Genomic DNA, 18182 nt, shown 5'->3' with positions numbered 1-18182 from the left:
ACTTTCAATGTTAACTAATTATTAAATGCTTCCCTAGGAAATGTGCTAATTATTGGATTTAAAAAAATCCATTTATTTTTGCAGTAAGAATAATTAGCATCAAGCTAAATAACGAGTTTATCTATTTCAAACAAATCAATTTGTTTTATGATCAAAAAGTTTACTTTTCTTAAAGTGATGAGTGTATTCCTGCTGGGAATGTTCTTATCCTTAAGCGGATTTGCTCAGGTGACAACCTCCAGCTTAAGCGGTTTGGTTGTTGAGCCGTCTGGCGAACCAAGCGTTGGCGCTACTGTAGTTGCCAAGCACCTTCCTAGTGGATCCGTTTATTCGGGTTTGACTAACTCCAGCGGTAGATATAACCTGGCTAACATGCGCGTAGGTGGTCCTTATCACGTGGAGATTTCCTTCGTAGGTTACAAGAAGGCAGAATTTGATGAAGTATATCTTCAGTTGGGTCAGCCATATGTAATCAACCACACATTTGCAGAAGAAGGAACATCTTTAGATGAGTTGGTCGTAAAAAGTAACCGTAACAGCGTGTTGAATTCAGATCGCGCGGGAGCAGTTACAAACGTTACTCGTACTCAGATTGAAAATTTACCATCCATCACAAGAAGCGTTAATGACCTAACTCGTTTGACTCCTCAAGCAAACGGAACGGCTATCGGTGGTGGTAACTACAGGTCAAACAACTTTACTTTAGATGGTGCTAACTTTAACAACCAGTTTGGTATTGGTCAAAACATTCCTGCTGGCGGATCTCCTGTCTCTTTGGATGCGATAGAGCAGATTTCAGTAAACGTTACTCCTTATGACGTTCGTCAATCTGGATTTACAGGTGCTGCTGTAAACGCAGTAACTCGTTCTGGTAGAAATGAATTCTTCGGTTCTGCTTTTGCTACATACAGAAATGATGGTATGCAAGGTAGCAAAGTTGGAGATCAAGAAGTAGTTAAAAGTAAATTAGATATCAAACAATACGGACTTAGCTTAGGTGGTCCTATTGTAAAAGATAAATTATTCTTCTTTGTAAACGTTGAACAAAACAAAACTACAGAGCCTGGTCCTACCAAGGTAGCAGCTACAGCTTCTAATCCTTTTGGTTCTGCGAATAACATTGCTCGCCCTACAGCGGATTTCCTTGATAATGTAAGTAAATTCCTTAAGGACAAATACAATTACGAAACAGGTCCTTATCAGGGGTATTCTAATGACAGCTATAACGACAAATTATTTGCTCGTGTAGACTGGAACATTTCTAACAAACATAAATTGAACGTACGTTATAACCAAGTACAAAGCTCTGAACCAAGAACGGTTTCTTCTTCTACTTCAGGATCTAACGTATCTTTCTCTTCTGCGAATAACCGTTTGAGCAATAATGCTCTACACTTCATGAACTCTAACTATTTCCAGGAAGCAAACTTATACTCAGCTACTGCAGAATATACCGGAGTTTTAGGTGCATTTAACCACTCTTTACGTGCATCATGGGTACACCAATATGAGCCTAGAACCTCAGGTGGTGGCGAATTCCCGTTAGTAGATATCAAAGATGGTGATGCGGTAATCACTACTTTTGGTTATGAACCATTTACTTATGGAAACCTTCGTGATGTAACTACTTATACTTTCAACTACGATGCAAACTATACAGTAGGAAGACATACTTTATTAGGAGGTATTCAATATGAAAGTAGCTTGACTAAAAACGGTTTCCAACGTTTCGGTACTGGATATTATGTTTATGACTCATGGGATGAGTTTGTAAACGGAGGAAAAGCTTCTAACTATGCTTTGACTTTCCCTATGACAGCTGATGGTTCTCAAGCCTTCCCAAGCTTCAAATTCGGTCAGACTTCACTTTACTTACAAGATGAGTTCGCCGTTAATAATCGTTTGAAATTAACTGGAGGTATCCGTTTTGAATTACCTACTTATCCTAACGTAGAAGAGATCAAAACTCATCCTCTAGTAGCTGGTTTAACCTTCTTGAACGGAGAGAAAGTAGATACAGGTGAACTTCCTAAGAACTCATTAATGGTATCTCCTAGATTTGGATTTAACTATGATGTATTAGGTGACAGAAGCCTACAGGTTAGAGGTGGTACAGGTATTTTCACGGGTAGAATTCCTTTCGTATGGATCGTAGCTCAATCTGGTGATGCCGGTCTTTTACAAGCTACCCAAGTATGGCAAGGAAAAGAGAACACTCCTGCCTTCAGTCCTGATATTAAAGCTAACTATCCTGCTGTTTTGCCTCCTGCTGGAACATTTATTCCTAGCTCAGGTATCTCCGCGATGGCTAAAGATTTGAAATTCCCTAACACTTGGAAATCAAGCTTAGCAGTGGATATCAAACTTCCTTGGGGAATTGTGGCTACTGTAGAAGGTATTTACAACAAAGACCTTAATGCAGTTGCTGCTCGTAACGTGAACCTAGTAGAGCCTACAGCTCTTAATGTAGCAGGATATCCGGATAACCGTCCTATCTTCCCTAGTGCAAACGCCGACAAGTACATCAATAAATTAAACTCTGCTGGTTTACCAGTGTCTAACGGTACTACAGGATTTAATACCACAGTAATGTACAATGATAAAGGTGGTCATTACTGGTCAGGAATGTTGCAGTTGACTAAGAGCTTCGATAACGGATTCTCCGGAAGTATCTCTTATGTAGCTGCTGGTGCGAAGAACTTTGGTGATGGTAGCGGTGACCAGATCATCAACCTTTGGTCTATTCCTTATACTTACACTAACTCAAATAATGCTTCTTTGGGTTATACTACAAACGTACTACCTCACAGAGTAGTAGGATCTGTATCTTACAACAAGGAGTTGATCGGTAAATTGAAGACCGGTATTACTGTATTCTATAGTGGTGATAACCAAGGTAGATATTCTTATTCTTATTCTTCTGACTTTAACAGAGACGGACAAGTTAATGATTTGATCTACGTTCCTAAAGATGCTTCAGAAATTACCTTCATAGATATTGCTGCCGGAAACTCTGCTTACGGTGGTAAAGCGTACACTGCAGCTGAGCAATCTAAAATCTTCTTTGAATTGATCGAAAACGATAAATATTTGAAATCAAGAAAAGGACAGTATGCTGAAAGAAACGGAGCGAAATTACCTTGGAGAAATCAGTTCGACTTAAGATTTACTCAAGATCTAATTCGTAACGTAGCTGGAACAAGAAATGGTCTTCAAATCTTTATCGATATCTTTAATGTAGGTAACCTATTGAACTCTTCATGGGGAACTTATAATACTTCTATCGGTAACTTGTTGACTCCAACAAACGTTAATAATATGGGTGGAAACGTTAAACCTACGTTCCGTCTTAACTCTAATAACGGTGATATCATCAACGGAAAAACATATAGAAAGAACGTGAGTATTTCTTCTACTTACTATATGCAATTCGGAGCAAGAATTACTTTCAACTAATAGACGAAAGTTCATTCCTATGAAAAAGGTTCTCCTCAAAAGGGGGAACCTTTTTTATTTCGTACTAAATTTGTAAGAATATGGATAAGACTTTTCATGATATTGGTATAGAAGGATTAGGAAAAGTGATGAAGGAAATTCTGGAGATGGGTAAACCTTATCCCGTGTGGACTTTTACCGGCGACTTAGGTGCGGGTAAAACTACCTTGATCCAAGCCTTGGGAAAGGCCATTGGAATACAGGATGAAATCTCTTCACCCACCTATAATTATGTGAATGAATATTCAGGGGGGCTATATCATTTTGATTGTTATAGATTAGACTCAGTTGAGCAGGCACTTAATCTGGGTTTGGAAGAATATATAGATTCTGGACAGCGTTGTTGGGTAGAATGGCCGGAAGTGATATCCTCTCTTTTACCTACACCTAGTCTGCACATTCATGTAGGGCATGAGTCGGCAGATACACGCACCTATCACCTATCAATACACTAAAATGGACACACTGAAGGACTTGGCTAGGCAAACCGCATTAACACCTAAGGAATCACCTTTGGCCTTAAAGAAGAAAGGACAAAGGATAAGAATAGGATTGCCTAAAGAATTATCTGCTGATGAGAATAGGATAGTACTTACGCCTGATGCAGTAGAAGTACTTGTCAATAACGGTGTTGAAGTGGCAGTAGAAACAGGTGCAGGTGCAGGCGCTCAGTTTAGTGATCAAAGTTACGCAGAAGCAGGTGCAGAGATTTTGTCCTCCCATAAAGAGGTATTTGATAGTGATGTTATACTAAAAATTGAGCCCCTACAGGCGGAAGAATTCGAATACTTGAAGCCAGGTTCTACTTTGATTTCAACTATAAATCTGCCCAAATTGAGTGCAGATTACTTTAAAAAATTAAACGAGAAGCAGATTACTACTGTAGCCTTTGAGTTGATTGAAGACAAAGCGGGAGAGTTTCCTGTCATTCGAACCATTTCTGAAATTGCGGGTGCTTCAGCCATATTAATTGGCTCTGAGTATTTAAGTTCTGCTAACGGTGGACAAGGAGTGATCTTAGGTGGAGTGACAGGAGTTCCTCCAAGAAATGTGGTGGTAGTAGGTGCGGGTACAGTAGGAGAGTTTGCCGTAAGATCAGCTCTGGGATTGGGGGCAAACATTAAGGTTTTTGACCGACAAATCTACCGACTGAGAAGGTTACAATATGCCGTAGGTACGCGGATTTATACCTCCGTTATCGATTCAGTTAATTTCCCGAATGCATTGAAAGAAGCAGATTTGGTAGTAGGTGCTTTGAGAAGTGAATTTGGTTTTGCTCCCATGGTCATCACGGAAGAGATGGTTTCTAAGATGAAACCTAATGCGGTCATTGTTGACGTAGCCATAGACACTGGAGGATGTTGTGAAACTTCAGAAGTAACTTCCCATAATAGACCTGTATTTAAAAAGCATGGAGTTATTCATTATTGTGTTCCGAACATAGCTTCTCGTTTTTCTCATACGGCAAGTGAGGCATTGAGTAATATCTTTGCACCATTGTTGATGAAAGCTGTGAATCTGGGAGGAATACATGAAATGATTTCGCACAACAAATGGTTTATGAAAGGAGTGATAACCCATAAGGGAAGTGTTACTCATTTGAATTTGGCGCAGCGTTTTAATATGCGTTACAAGGATTTAGGACTAATTTTATCAGCAGGATTATAATTTATAGCAATCATGATCAATCACAGCAACGAAAACACATTAATGGACGATGCTAACTCTCCGGAAATTAATACCAAACTGATGGGTAAGGTATCTTCTGATTTCTTGAAAGTGGCTGATCATCTAAAAGAGTCTTCTTATCAAATCAGGAAAAGAGAATTCTCCAAATATCCTGTTTTTGTGGTATCCGAGAAGGAAGTGGAATTAGGAGCCATGTTATTTCAACCTTCTGATTTTAAGACTGTATATTATTATAGAGCGAGCTATTTCGAGCATTTTTTGGAGGCAGGTATGATAGGGGAAGAGTCTCGTGAGCTATTTATAGAGAACTACAAAGACGCCGATGAGTATTGCTGTCTATTTGTTATTGACGGTGAATTTGCCGGATTTATCTATTTACCTTATCCAATTGATTCCAATGAGTAATCGCCGAAGTTTCTTAGCTCAAACCCTTTTGGGATTAGTAGCATTTCCGGCTTTGGGCAAGTCTGTCCGCAAGCCAATTGTAATCAGCACCTGGGACAGCGGAATTCCTGTGAATGAAGCTGCTTTTGAAGTGCTAAAACATCCGGAGGGGAAGGCTATAGACGCGGTGGAACAGGGTGCAAGGTTTATTGAAGATCAGGTTAATTGTTGCGTAGGCCTAGGTGGAAATCCGGATAGAGACGGATTCGTAACCTTAGATGCCTCCATCATGGATCATCAGATGAACTGCGGTGGAGTGGCATTTTTGGAAGATATTAAACACCCTATTTCTGTTGCAAGAAAGGTAATGGAAACCACCCCTCATGTGTTTTTGGTAGGAGAGGGCGCACGGGACTTTGCTTTGAAAAACGGATTTACTCCGGAACCTAAAGTACTATCAGATGATGCAAAAAGGGCTTACGAGGAATGGTTGAAGAAATCAGAATATAAGCCGATAAAGAATATTGAATTAGAGCAGAATAAGGCTTTGCAGAAAGGCAATGGTCCTTTTGCGCCTCAACGCTTTGAAGACGGTAGTTTTAATCATGACACCATGGGATTAGTAGCCCTGGATAATGCGGGTAATCTTTCCGGAGCATGTACTACTTCTGGTATGGGATTCAAATTAAGAGGAAGAGTAGGGGATTCACCCATCATTGGGGCGGGACTTTACGTGGATAATGAGGTAGGAGCGGTAACGTCTTCTGGGCAGGGAGAAGAAGTGATCCGTATAGCGGGTTCCTTCTTGGTGACTGAATTTATGCGACAAGGCAAATCACCTGAAACGGCATGTAGATTAGCCGTAGAAAGATTGGTGAAAATAAATCCTAAGAAAGCTAGGGACTTCCAGGTGGGCTTTATAGCCCTAAATAAAGCAGGAGAATATGGATCTTATGCCGTGAATCCAGGCTTTGTTTATTCTGTTACCACGAGTCCGGGCAATGGCAAAGTATATCCATCTAAATCCTACTTTAAATAATGAAAAAAAGTCTATTCTTCCTTTTACTCTTTTTTGCTTTTACCACTAAAGCCCAATATGCCCCTCAATGGTCAAGTTTGGATCAGAGGCCCACTCCGGCATGGTTTGAAGATGCAAAATTTGGAATCTTTATTCACTGGGGGCTTTATTCAGTACCTGCATGGGCTACACTTTCTAATGCTGATGGTTTTGGTAGTTACTATTCCGAATGGTATTGGGAAAGGCTCAATAATTCCAAATTGAAGATCCATAAAGAATTTGTGGATTTTCATCAAAGGGTTTATAGTGGAAAACCCTACCAAGAGTTTGCTCATGATTTTAAGGCGGAGTTATTTGAACCTTCAAAATGGGCAGATATTCTTGAAAATTCAGGTGCGAAGTATGTAGTACTTACGTCTAAGCATCATGAAGGTTTTACCATGTGGCCTAGTAAATATTCTTGGAACTGGAATGCCGGCGATATAGGACCCAGACGAGATCTCCTTGGTGACTTGACCAAAGCGGTGAAGAGTAAAGGACTGAAAATGGGCTATTATTATTCCTTATATGAATGGTTTAATCCTTTATATAAAACAGATCCTGATAAGTACATAGAAGAGCGTATGTTGCTGCAGATGCGTGAATTAGTTGATCAATATGAGCCGGATATCTTATGGGGAGACGGGGAATGGGATAAGCCTACAAAGGACTGGAAGATTGAGCCTTTTATGGCTTGGTTATTCAATGAATCAAAGGTTAAGAATCATATTGTGATCAATGACCGCTGGGGGTCTGATACCCGCAGTAAGTACGGTAGTTTCTATACCACTGAATATGCAGATGTGAGTAAGGTGAAATTCACCAGACCATGGGAGGAATGTAGAGGCATTGGGGAGTCCTTTGGTTACAGTAGAAATGAAAATCTGGAGATGTATAGCTCTGCTGAAAAGTTAGTTCACATGTTAGTAGAGATAGTCTCAAAAGGAGGAAACCTCTTATTAAACATAGGACCTCGAGCGGATGGAGGAATTCCGGTGATCATGCAGCAGCGTTTAGCAGAGATAGGTGCTTGGTTAAAAGTAAATGGAGAAGCCATCTATGGGACCAGGGCATTAGCAGATGCTCCAAAAGTGGATAATGTCTTTTTTACAGAAAAAGGATCTGATCATTATCTAATAGCGACAGATTGGAGAGATGTAATAGAGACCAGTTGGGCGAAGAAACCTAAGAAAGTAAGCATGTTAGGTGTTGATAGTCCGGTTAAATTTGAGTACAAAGGAGGGAAATTGCGCGTGATAGCACCACACTTAACTCCAAAAACAAATCCTTGCCAATATGCATGGGCATATAAGATCGAATACTGAACAGAGAAAGATATTTAATGATCCGGTGTATGGTTTTATTACCATACCTGGAGATTTCATATTTAGGGTAGTTGAACATCCCTATTTTCAAAGGTTAAGAAGAATAAAGCAGTTGGGCCTAGCTGAGCTGGTTTACCCTGGGGCGGTGCACAGTAGATTCCAGCATGCCTTGGGTGCCATGCATTTGATGCATGAAGCTTTATTATCCTTAGAAGCGAAGGGAGTCAAGATGAGTGATCAGGAGAAGGAAGGAGCTCTTTTGGCCATTCTTCTCCATGACATAGGCCATGGGCCTTTTTCCCATGTACTGGAGCATTCTCTATTTCATAATGTTTCCCATGAGTGCATTTCAGAATTATTGATTGCTCGGTTAAACGTAACCTTTGAAGGAAGACTAGACACGGCAATAGCCATGTTTAACGGATCATATCCCCGGAAGTTTTTTCACCAACTGGTTTCGGGCCAGTTGGATATGGACCGTATGGATTACCTGAATCGCGACAGCTTCTTTACTGCTGTGGCGGAAGGAAAGATTGGGGCAGAACGCATCATAAAGATGCTTCATGTAGCCAATGATGAGTTAGTCGTAGAAGAAAAAGGGCTGATGAGTGTGGAAAACTTTCTCGTGGCCCGTCAACATATGTATTGGCAAGTGTATTTGCACAAGACTGCTATTTGTGCAGAGACAGTTCTACTGAAAGTTTTTCAAAGAGTCAAAGATCTTCTAAAGACGGAGAGTGTGCCTATGGGGGCGTCATTGCTTCGTTTTTTAGGAAATGAGATAACATTGGATACTATTCAAGAAGATCCTACTATACTGGAGGATTTTGTAAAGCTAGATGATAATGACATCTGGTTTGCATTAAAGATTTGGGCTGACCATTCAGACCAGATTTTGTCCGTTTTGAGTAAAAGTTTACTAGATAGGAATCTCTTCAAGATTAAATTTGACAAGAATTACGATTTGGGGGACTACAAAGAGGGTCTAATTCAAAAGCTGAATAAGGCCGGGATATCAAAGGAACATCAAACGTATTTCTACCGTGAGGGCAAGATCAAGAGTAGCGGTTATGATCTTCATCATTCAAGCATAAAAATCCTCTGGAAGGACGGTAATACTATGGAAATCTCCGAGGCTTCAGAATTACCGACCATCCGCGCTTTGAGCAATATTGTGGAAAAAAATTACTTATGTTATGCCAATGATGTATATTTACGGGAGATTTCGGACCGCGCTGAAAACAACTTATACTAATATTAAATGAAGTTTTCTGTTGAGCAGATTGCTAAAATTCTCGAAGGTGAAGTAGAAGGTGATGGTGAAGTTTTGATCGATAATTTTGCCAAGATTGAGGAGGGGAAGCCAGGAAGTATTTCTTTTTTGGCTAATATAAAATACGAACCTTACATATATACTACGGAGTCCAGTGCCGTGATCGTATCGAAGGAGTTTATTCCTAAAAGCGCTATAAAATCCAGTCTTATACGTGTTAAGGATCCTTATTTGTCTGTGAGTAAGCTTATGGCTGCTTATCAGCAAATGCTGAAGGTAAAGAAAGTAGGTATACATCCTAAATCTATCATTTCGGATTCTGCTGAATTAGGGGAAGAAGTATTCGTAGATGCCTTAGCATATATCGGGGATCACTCGGTTATTGGTTCTGAAGTGAATATAGGTGCAGGTGCATATATTGGACTAAGAGTTAAGATTGGTGCCGGCACTATTATTCATCCTGGAGCCAAAGTTATGGATGACTGTGTAATAGGTGAAAATTGTGTTCTACATCCCGGGGTGGTAATAGGTTCTGAAGGATTTGGATTTGCCCCAGATGAGAATGGGGTTTTTCAGGATATTCCTCAGTTAGGAAATGTAGTTTTGGGTGATAATGTGAGCATTGGGGCTAACACTACCATTGACCGCGCTACTATGGGTTCCACCAGGATAGGAAAAGGTGTAAAGTTGGACAATTTGGTGCAGATTGGTCATAACGTAGAGATTGGTGAAAATACCGTAATCGCTTCTCAGACCGGGGTTTCGGGGTCCACTAAAATAGGAAGGAACTGTATGATTGCGGGTCAGGTAGGATTCGTAGGTCATATTAAGATAGCAGATGGCACTAAAATAGGTGCGAAGAGTGGAGTAGCCAAGAGTATTGAAGAACCAGGAGCATATTCCGGCCATCCTTTATTGCCATTGAAACAATACCTTAGGTTGATGATTAACCTAAGCAAAATGAAATAATGCACAGCATGAATCAAAAACAACATACCATAACCCAGTCTGTAACTTTATCGGGTAAGGGTTTACACACGGGTGAGTTTACAAAAATCACACTTAAGCCTGCTGCCATAAATGCGGGAATCGTGTTCCAAAGAGTGGATTTAGAGAACAAGCCACTTATTCCGGCTCTGGTGGATTACGTAGTAGATACCAGTAGAAGTACGGTTTTGGAAAAAGACGGAGGAAGAGTTGGAACGGTTGAACATGTTCTTTCTGCTTTAGTAGGGTGTGAAATTGACAATATTCTTATTGAAGTAGAAGGTCCGGAGATTCCCATTTTAGATGGAAGTTCGGCTCCATTTGTGGATGCTATTTTGGAAGCAGTTCCTGCGGAACAGAATGCCATTCGTAATTTCTACGAGGTTTCAGAAGCAATTCATTATAAGAATTTAGATAAAAACATTGAACTGGCGGCCTTACCATTGAATGATTATCGCCTCACTGTTATGGTGGACTTTAATTCTAAGGTAGTTCACAGTCAGCATGCGCAGTTGCACGAATTAAAATTATATAAAGAGCAGATCAGTCGTTGTCGCACATTTGTGTTTGTGCACGATATTGAAATGCTTTATAAAAATGGTTTGATCAAAGGGGGAGATCTAGATAATGCGATAGTGATTGCAGAGGAGGATTTATCTGCTGACACCATTACAAATCTTTCTGAGGTATTAGGTCGTCCTTTAGAGCCTGCACAGACGAAAGCTGGTATACTGAATGCTGAGACTTTGAAGTTTCCTAATGAACCGGCAAGGCATAAGTTGCTGGACATGATGGGAGATTTAGCTTTAGTGGGGAGGCCTTTAAAAGCTCATATTTTAGCGGCTAGACCTGGTCATCATTCGAATGTAGAGTTGGCAAAATTGATTAAAAAGCAGATTGATGCCAGTGAGAATTCTGCACCAAATTTTGACCCAAATGTAGCACCGGTGTTTACGGTTCAAGACATAGCTCGCTTATTACCACATAGATATCCGTTTCAATTAGTAGACAAAATCGTATCTTTGGATGGAACTACTGTTGTGGGGGTGAAAAATGTGACCATGAACGAACCTCAGTTTACGGGGCATTTTCCTGAAAATCCGGTGATGCCGGGTGTTCTACAAGTGGAAGCTATAGCTCAGACGGGTGGTGTGTTAGTTTTAACTACCACAGGTGAGCCGGAAAGCTACTGGCCTTATTTGGTCGGAATAGAAAATTGCAGGTTCTACAAGAATGTAGTTCCTGGAGATACGTTAGTAATACGTTGTACCCTTTCTTCGCCTATTCGTATGGGCGTAGCCAAGATGACAGGAGAAGCATGGGTAGGAAAGAATTTGGTGTGCTCTGTAGCCATGACCGCACGTTTAGTCAAGAAATGAAAAAGTTTACCATATGAATCAGCCATTGGCGTTTGTTCATGCGAATGCAAAGATTGCAAAGAATGTAGTAATTGAACCTTTCACTACTATTCATTCTGATGTAGAAATAGGTGAGGGAACCTGGATTGGTTCTAACGTCACTATTTTTCCTGGTGCCAGAATTGGGAAGAATTGTAAAATATATCCGGGCGCAGTGATTGCTGCTGAGCCTCAAGATTTAAAATTTGCCGGAGAGTACACTACGGTGGAAATCGGTGACAATACAGTGATTAGAGAGTGTGCCACCATAAACAGAGGTACTTCTGATCGCTTAAAGACGGTAGTGGGTTCTAACTGCCTCATCATGGCTTACGTGCACGTAGCTCATGACTGTGTGATCGGGAATAATGTAGTTATAGCAAACTCTGTGCAGATAGCTGGTCACGTTAAGATTGGAGATTATTCCATCATAGGTGGAACTTCTGCTATACATCAGTTTGTGAACATTGGATCACATGTGATGGTGTCAGGAGGCTCATTGATCCGTAAGGATGTTCCTTCTTTTGTAAAGGCTGCCAGAGAACCTTTATCTTACGCTGGTATAAACTCTATCGGTCTTAGAAGAAGAGGTTATACTACAGATACTATCGCCTCTATTCAGGAAATATATCGGATCATCTACCTTTCGAAATTAAATAATTCCGAAGCATTAGATAAAGTGGAGCTGGAAATGCCGGCTACTCCTGAAAGAGATGAAATCATCAACTTCATACGTAATTCTGAAAGAGGAATTATCCGAAGCGGTGTGTCTAAAAACGTGGAAATCTCTTGAAGCAATTGACTTTGCATAAGGCAGGAAAGAAGTATTCGAAAGAATGGATCTTTCGTGACCTTAGTTATACCTTCACCGTTGGGAAACCGGTGGCCATTACCGGCCCTAACGGTGCAGGAAAAAGTACTCTCGTAAAAGCCATTTCCGGTGTAATTCCCCTAAATGAGGGGAAAATTGAATACGATGATCTTCCGGAAGATGTTTGGCACAAATACTTAGGTATTTCAGCACCTTATTTAGAACTGATTGAAGAATTTACCTTGAAAGAAAGTGTAGATTTTCATCAAAAATTCCGTCCACTGATCTCCGGAATGTCTACTCTTGATTTTCTAGAGAAATTAAACCTTGAAAAGCATTCCAATAAGTTTATTCGGGATTTCTCCTCCGGAATGAAGCAGAAGCTGAAATTGGGCTTTGCTTTTTTTTCTGAGAATGAAGTGCTCATTCTTGATGAACCTACCGCAAATATCGATCATAAGGGATATGAATGGTATATGGAAGAGGTTCAAAAATTACTTCCCCATAAGATCGTTTTGATCTCCTCTAATGAACCCAAAGAGTATACTTTTTGTCAAGATACTCTGAGTATTCTAGATTTTAAGGTATAGTATTAGGCCTATTTCCGACAAGCATTCCACTTGTAACTCCTGCTTTTTTCGAACGAATAGGAAGTCTCCCCAACAAACATTTCGGTCTGAAATATCGAAATCTCCTGCAAGTACATACAGGCAGATGGCTGTTTGAAATAAATTGGAACGTGTTTCTCTACCTTTATACTTTTCAAAGTGAATGCCAGGACATGGGTTTTCTATGGAGTATATTCCTTGGGGAAGGGAGGAAGAAGTTAAATTCAATACCAGACCCCATTTTTCTTCGCCTTCCAATAGCGATTCTCCAATACTGAAATATCCTAATTTTGGAGATTTCCACATGCCTGAAAGCGGGAGAACAAAGCAACCTGGGGCAGGTTTAAAGTTGTCCTCTATTCTTCTTTCTAGAATCTCCATATCAAATGGAGGGGTTATTCCCTCCATTCTCATTTCTCGGGTATAAATTTTCACTATACTGAAACTACTGTGTTATGATTTAATGTAATACCCTCGTTGACATTCCCCGCAAATGTGCCCATCTCATCTGCAAAGCCATCTGCAAAAACATTGTCTCCTTCGTTAGTGGTATCCTGTTTGCCTTTTTGGGAATAAGGGGATTTAGTGGTATAGATCTCGTCACATAAGGATTTGGGGAATGCAATTTGAGTGACTAGGATTGACTTTCCCGCTCCTGAATACACGTGTACGTGAATGTGTGGAGCTCTACCAGCCTGGGAAGATGCTGGTGAAACGCACCTTTCCTTCTGCATTTGTTTTTTGTCTACCTCTGAGCCAGTGTACACTAGTAAATGATCCGTATTGGGAATAATTGCCCAGTGCATCACATTGCCATACATCAACCCAAGCTCCTTCTAGCGGACTACACTAGTTTTTAAAATTCTTGATGCTTAGTTCAATATACATCAGTACCCCTTCTCTGTCGCCCCTGATATCAGTAAAAACCACCCCTTCAGGATTTTTATTGGGGTATGGGCCTATGGTTTCAGAAGGTGTAATTCTACAGTTTTCCGGTTAGCTACCGTTTAATGTTCCGGTTTCCCTCCCGTTAGCTACCGGATCATCACTTTTGCGGCAAGTGGATAAGAGAGGCATCCATCCCAAGATTTGTAAAAATTCATTTCTGTCCATTTTTATAAGGTTAGAGTTAATTAATATACGAGGGCAATTATGTTTTTCGTATAAGTATGACGATTGTCACTTTTAAATCCCCTAATAACTAGTATTTTTGTAAAAATATAACTTTAAATACCGATGAAGAAATTACTTTTTGCTGTAGCATTTATGTTAGTTTCTGTACTAAGTTTTGGACAGAAGTATGATTCCTTTGGGAAGAAGATAAGTGCTAAAGGTGCTCAACCCATTTCTGTATTAGAGAACAAGAAAGAGTTCTCTGGTGGGAAAGTGAAAATAGAAGGAGAGGTGGAGTCTGTTTGTCAGATGAAGGGATGTTGGATGACCATCAAGAAGACAGACGGATCAACCATGATGGTGAAATTTAAAGACTATGATTTCTTTGTTCCAAAGGATATCGCTGGTAAAAAGGTGATCTTTGAAGGAGTTCCTACATTGAAAACCCTAAGCGTAGCTGAACAACGCCATTATGCTGAAGACGCTAAGAAATCAAAGGAAGAGATCGAAAAGATCACAGAAGACAAAGTAGATGTTACCTTCTTAGCTGAAGGTGTACTTGTACAAAAGAACTAAGCCAGATTTGAAAGCCGCTCCTGCAACTGGAGCATTTCGTCTCTGTAACGGGCCGCCTGCAAGAAATTCAATTCGCTGGCGGCCTTTTCCATGTTTGATTTGGCCTCCTGCATTAATTTCTCTAATTGCTCCTTATTCATATAGGCTACTACAGGGTCAGCAGCTATATTCGCTTTATCCGGTTCAACATAGTAACTTTTTGGTACAGCTTTAAAGTCAGCAATGGAAGTTTGTTCCATAATGGCTTCTTTGCTTTTCAAAATGGTCTTAGGCGTGATACCGTGAGCTTTGTTGTACTCCATCTGAATGGCTCTACGCCTTTGGGTTTCATCTATGGCCTGCTGCATGGATCCTGTGATCTTATCGGCATACATGATTACTTTCCCGTTTGAATTTCTGGCCGCCCTACCAATGGTCTGAATCAAAGACCTGTTATCTCTAAGGAATCCTTCCTTATCAGCGTCCATTATGGCCACTAAAGAGACCTCTGGAAGGTCTAATCCCTCTCTGAGAAGGTTAACCCCTACGAGAACGTCTATGGTGCCTAGACGAAGCTCTCTTAAGATCTCTACTCGGTCCATGGTTTTGATCTCTGAATGTATGTAAGCTACCTTTATACCAATTCTCTCCAAGTATCTGCTTAGCTCCTCCGCCATTCTTTTGGTTAAGGTAGTGACCAGGGTTCTTTCCTCTTTCTTGATTCTATCGTTGATTTCCTCTAATAGGTCATCTATCTGATTTAGACTCGGACGTACCTCTATTTCAGGGTCTAAGAGCCCCGTAGGACGAATGATTTGTTCTACTACAACCCCACCGGCCTTGTTCAGCTCATAATTTGCAGGTGTAGCACTCACGTAGATGGTTTGAGGGGTGAGTTGTTCAAACTCCTGGAAGGTCAGTGGTCGGTTATCCAAAGCAGATGGCAAACGGAAACCGTACTCTACCAGAGAGGTTTTACGGGATCTATCGCCACCGTACATGGCACCTATTTGAGGTATACTCACATGGCTTTCGTCTACTACCAATAGAAAATCATCTTGAAAGTAATCCAAAAGACAGAAGGGTCTTTCTCCCGGCATTCTTCGGTCAAAGTAACGGGAATAGTTTTCAATACCATTACAGTATCCTAATTCCCTCATCATTTCCAGATCAAATTCTGTCCTTTCTTGAATGCGTTCGGCTTCTATTTGTCGGCCTTCAGATTCAAAATATTTGATTTGGGTAACCAGGTCATCCTGAATCTGACGGATGGAAGTTTGCAGTGCATCTTTCCCCGTCACGAAAAGGTTAGCAGGGAAAATAGAAATCTTCGTTTCCGACTTGATTTTCTTTCCAGAATGGGGGTCTATGGTTTGTATCTCTTCCACCTCGTCTCCCCAGAAGATGATTCTAATGGCGAAGTCAGCATATCCGGGGTAGATGTCTACGGTGTCTCCTTTGACGCGGAAGGTTCCTCTATTGAATTCAGCTTCTGTTCTGGAATATAGTATGGCCACTAAATCATATAGGAGGCGGTTTCTACTGATGGTATCTCCCACGCCTACTTTAACTATACTTTGTTTGAATTCATTTGGGTTACCTGCACCATAGATGCAAGACACGGAGGCCACTACTATTACATCCTTTCTTCCAGACATGAGGGAGGATACGGTAGAGAGTCGAAGTTTGTCAATCTCCTGATTGATCATCAGATCTTTCTCTATGTAGGTGTTTGTGGTGGCTATATAGGCTTCAGGTTGGTAATAATCGTAATAAGAAATAAAGTACTCTACGGCATTTTCGGGAAAAAATTGTTTGAATTCTCCATAAAGCTGAGCCGCGAGTGTCTTGTTATGGCTGAGGATCAGCACAGGCATATCCAAGCGTTGAATGACATTAGCTATAGTGAACGTCTTTCCACTACCTGTAACACCTAAAAGTACGGTAGCTTTTTCACCGGATTGGACGGAGGCTACGAGTTGTTCTATGGCTTGGGGCTGGTCACCTGTAGGTTGAAATGCGGACGTAAGTTTATAGCTCATTCGATTAGTATTGGCCTATATAATATAACAAATAATGGAGTACTTGAAGTTCAAGATCCTATGCTAGACTAAACTTCTTTCCAGGTAGTTGTTTGACCACCCCTTTGAATTCCAGCTCTAAAAGATGCGAAGCTAATTGATTCAAAGGTATTTCTGTTCTCCAAGATAGTTCATCTATCCCTATTTCCCGGTAATTTGCTATAATTTCTATCAAAGATCTTTCACTTTCGTTCTCCCATTTAGGGCGAGGGGCTACTTCTTGAGTCCAAAGCATGATTTCACTCAGTTGCTTAGGATGGAGGTAGATCTGTGCTTTGTGATCATGGATCAGTTGCAAAGGACCTTCAGACAAGGGTTTATGCAGGTCCCCCGGGACAGCAAATACTTCTCTATTGTAGTGATTGGCCATTTCAGCGGTGACCATGGATCCACCTTTATGTTTGGACTCAACGATCAAAACTGCCTGTGCTAATCCTGCAATTATTCTATTTCTGGCTATGAATTGATTAGGATGTAAAGGTAGAAATGGGGGCTGTTCAGAAACCAAAAGGCCATTTTCTTGTATTTGATCAGCTACTTTTTTATGGACGGAAGGGTAGACGGTATGGAGGCCATTCGCTAGCACGGCCACGGTACTTTTTTGATGTTGTAATGCGGCCTTATGAGCTGCAATATCTATTCCATAGGCAAGCCCACTGATGATCTGCACATCTGTCAAATTTTCGATAAGTTCATTTAAGATGCTTTTCCCATATGCGGAAGCTTTCCTAGTACCCACCACCGCTAGGGTTTTATGCTCCTGTAGAGAACCTAGTCCTTTGGTATACAGAAGTGGAGGAGCATCATAGATTTGTTTTAGCAATAAGGGGTACTCCGAAGGTTCCAATACCGTGATCCTGTTTTTGTTGCAGTATTTCAAGATCTTTTCTGCTTCTAGCAGGGCATCTGTCTTTTGTCTTAGACTTTGGGATAACTGCGGTCCTATTCCCGGTATTTTTGAGAGTTTCGATAAAGGGGTTTGAAAGACCTCCTGAGCAGAACCCAGGCGAGTTATCAGAATTTTGAACAATACACCTCCTATGCCCTCCAGCCTACTAAGGGCAATTTTGTACAGTATATCAGTTGGTTTCGATTCCATCCCTTAAAATTACAAGGGATTTTCTGATCTCTTGAAGGCGGTCTACGATCTCTTCGATGTCTGCCTGGGACTTGGCTTTTTGTTTTAATTTTTCTTTTGTACCTTCTATGGTGTGACCTTGTTTCTGGATAAGGTCTACTATTTTTTGAAGCTTTTCTATGTCCTTATGGCTGAATTTTCTGCTTCTTCCTGCCTTTTTGATGTTTATTTTGAACTCCAAAAGGTAGTACTCCAAAGTGGTCCTGGGAATACCCAAATGGGTGCAAACTTCATCGGTTGAGTAAAATAATTTCATTTTTATAATGCAG

17 protein-coding genes are annotated in these 18182 nt (G+C 40.7%); 12 read left to right on the top strand and 5 right to left on the bottom strand.

The window, feature by feature from the left end; all coding sequences use genetic code 11:
• The first annotated feature begins 147 nt into the window (after positions 1–147).
• The 11 genes from LBYS_RS08320 (at position 148) to LBYS_RS08270 (ending at position 13008) form a co-directional block, all read left to right on the top strand.
• Positions 148–3456: a TonB-dependent receptor gene (locus tag LBYS_RS08320; RefSeq protein ID WP_013408426.1), complete on the top strand. Its 3309-nt coding sequence runs from the start codon at positions 148–150 to the stop codon at positions 3454–3456.
• A gap of 80 nt (positions 3457–3536) precedes the next feature.
• Positions 3537–3950: a tRNA (adenosine(37)-N6)-threonylcarbamoyltransferase complex ATPase subunit type 1 TsaE gene (gene tsaE, locus LBYS_RS08315; protein ID WP_013408425.1), complete on the top strand. Its 414-nt coding sequence runs from the start codon at positions 3537–3539 to the stop codon at positions 3948–3950.
• Between the two features lies 1 nt (position 3951).
• Complete coding sequence (locus LBYS_RS08310; RefSeq protein ID WP_013408424.1) at positions 3952–5163, top strand: alanine dehydrogenase; 1212 nt, start codon at positions 3952–3954, stop codon at positions 5161–5163.
• 12 nt (positions 5164–5175) lie between these two features.
• Entirely contained in the window at positions 5176–5589 is a 414-nt protein-coding gene (locus LBYS_RS08305) for a hypothetical protein (protein WP_013408423.1), read from the top strand.
• The gene (locus tag LBYS_RS08300) at positions 5582–6607 is read left to right on the top strand and encodes a glycosylasparaginase (protein WP_013408422.1); all 1026 of its coding nucleotides are present in this window, start codon (positions 5582–5584) and stop codon (positions 6605–6607) included. Before LBYS_RS08305 ends, LBYS_RS08300 begins: the two co-directional genes overlap by 8 nt.
• Positions 6607–7950 carry an alpha-L-fucosidase gene (locus tag LBYS_RS08295; protein WP_013408421.1) on the top strand — a complete coding sequence of 448 codons (1344 nt, stop codon included), beginning with the start codon at positions 6607–6609 and terminating at the stop codon, positions 7948–7950. Before LBYS_RS08300 ends, LBYS_RS08295 begins: the two co-directional genes overlap by 1 nt.
• Complete coding sequence (locus tag LBYS_RS08290; RefSeq protein WP_013408420.1) at positions 7922–9205, top strand: HD domain-containing protein; 1284 nt, start codon at positions 7922–7924, stop codon at positions 9203–9205. The genes LBYS_RS08295 and LBYS_RS08290 overlap by 29 nt, the downstream gene beginning before the upstream one ends.
• A gap of 6 nt (positions 9206–9211) precedes the next feature.
• Positions 9212–10192 carry a UDP-3-O-(3-hydroxymyristoyl)glucosamine N-acyltransferase gene (gene lpxD / locus LBYS_RS08285; RefSeq protein WP_013408419.1) on the top strand — a complete coding sequence of 327 codons (981 nt, stop codon included), beginning with the start codon at positions 9212–9214 and terminating at the stop codon, positions 10190–10192.
• Positions 10193–10200: 8 nt separating this feature from the next.
• Positions 10201–11589: a bifunctional UDP-3-O-[3-hydroxymyristoyl] N-acetylglucosamine deacetylase/3-hydroxyacyl-ACP dehydratase gene (locus LBYS_RS08280; RefSeq protein ID WP_013408418.1), complete on the top strand. Its 1389-nt coding sequence runs from the start codon at positions 10201–10203 to the stop codon at positions 11587–11589.
• Positions 11590–11602: 13 nt separating this feature from the next.
• A complete protein-coding gene (gene lpxA, locus LBYS_RS08275; RefSeq protein WP_013408417.1) occupies positions 11603–12400 on the top strand; it encodes an acyl-ACP--UDP-N-acetylglucosamine O-acyltransferase in 798 nt (265 codons plus the stop codon).
• A complete protein-coding gene (locus LBYS_RS08270; RefSeq protein WP_013408416.1) occupies positions 12397–13008 on the top strand; it encodes an ABC transporter ATP-binding protein in 612 nt (203 codons plus the stop codon). Before lpxA ends, LBYS_RS08270 begins: the two co-directional genes overlap by 4 nt.
• On the opposite strand, the gene LBYS_RS08265 is transcribed toward LBYS_RS08270, so the two are convergent.
• Positions 12991–13434 (bottom strand): hypothetical protein, encoded by a 444-nt coding sequence (locus LBYS_RS08265; protein WP_041823530.1) that lies wholly within the window; start codon positions 13432–13434, stop codon positions 12991–12993. The genes LBYS_RS08270 and LBYS_RS08265 overlap by 18 nt on opposite strands.
• Positions 13435–13713: 279 nt before the next feature.
• A complete protein-coding gene (locus tag LBYS_RS19640; protein ID WP_229310478.1) occupies positions 13714–13827 on the bottom strand; it encodes a hypothetical protein in 114 nt (37 codons plus the stop codon).
• A 435-nt stretch (positions 13828–14262) separates the two neighbouring features.
• On the opposite strand from LBYS_RS19640, the gene LBYS_RS08255 reads away from it, so the two are divergent.
• A complete protein-coding gene (locus LBYS_RS08255; RefSeq protein ID WP_013408414.1) occupies positions 14263–14715 on the top strand; it encodes a DUF4920 domain-containing protein in 453 nt (150 codons plus the stop codon).
• Here the strand turns inward: LBYS_RS08255 and uvrB are convergent.
• From uvrB to LBYS_RS08240, 3 genes are read right to left on the bottom strand one after another with little or no spacing between them, the layout of a single operon-like run.
• Positions 14712–16736, bottom strand: coding sequence for an excinuclease ABC subunit UvrB (gene uvrB, locus LBYS_RS08250; protein ID WP_013408413.1), 2025 nt, complete (start codon positions 16734–16736; stop codon positions 14712–14714). The two genes, LBYS_RS08255 and uvrB, sit on opposite strands and share 4 nt — an antisense overlap.
• Before the next feature lie 58 nt (positions 16737–16794).
• Positions 16795–17874: a DNA-processing protein DprA gene (gene dprA / locus LBYS_RS08245; protein ID WP_013408412.1), complete on the bottom strand. Its 1080-nt coding sequence runs from the start codon at positions 17872–17874 to the stop codon at positions 16795–16797.
• Positions 17855–18169 (bottom strand): MerR family transcriptional regulator, encoded by a 315-nt coding sequence (locus tag LBYS_RS08240; RefSeq protein WP_013408411.1) that lies wholly within the window; start codon positions 18167–18169, stop codon positions 17855–17857. The genes dprA and LBYS_RS08240 overlap by 20 nt, the downstream gene beginning before the upstream one ends.
• Between the last annotated feature and the right edge of the window lie 13 nt (positions 18170–18182).

The sequence above is a fragment of the Leadbetterella byssophila DSM 17132 genome, assembly GCF_000166395.1.
Classification (GTDB): domain Bacteria; phylum Bacteroidota; class Bacteroidia; order Cytophagales; family Spirosomataceae; genus Leadbetterella; species Leadbetterella byssophila.
This window is presented reverse-complemented; position numbering and strand designations above follow the sequence as displayed.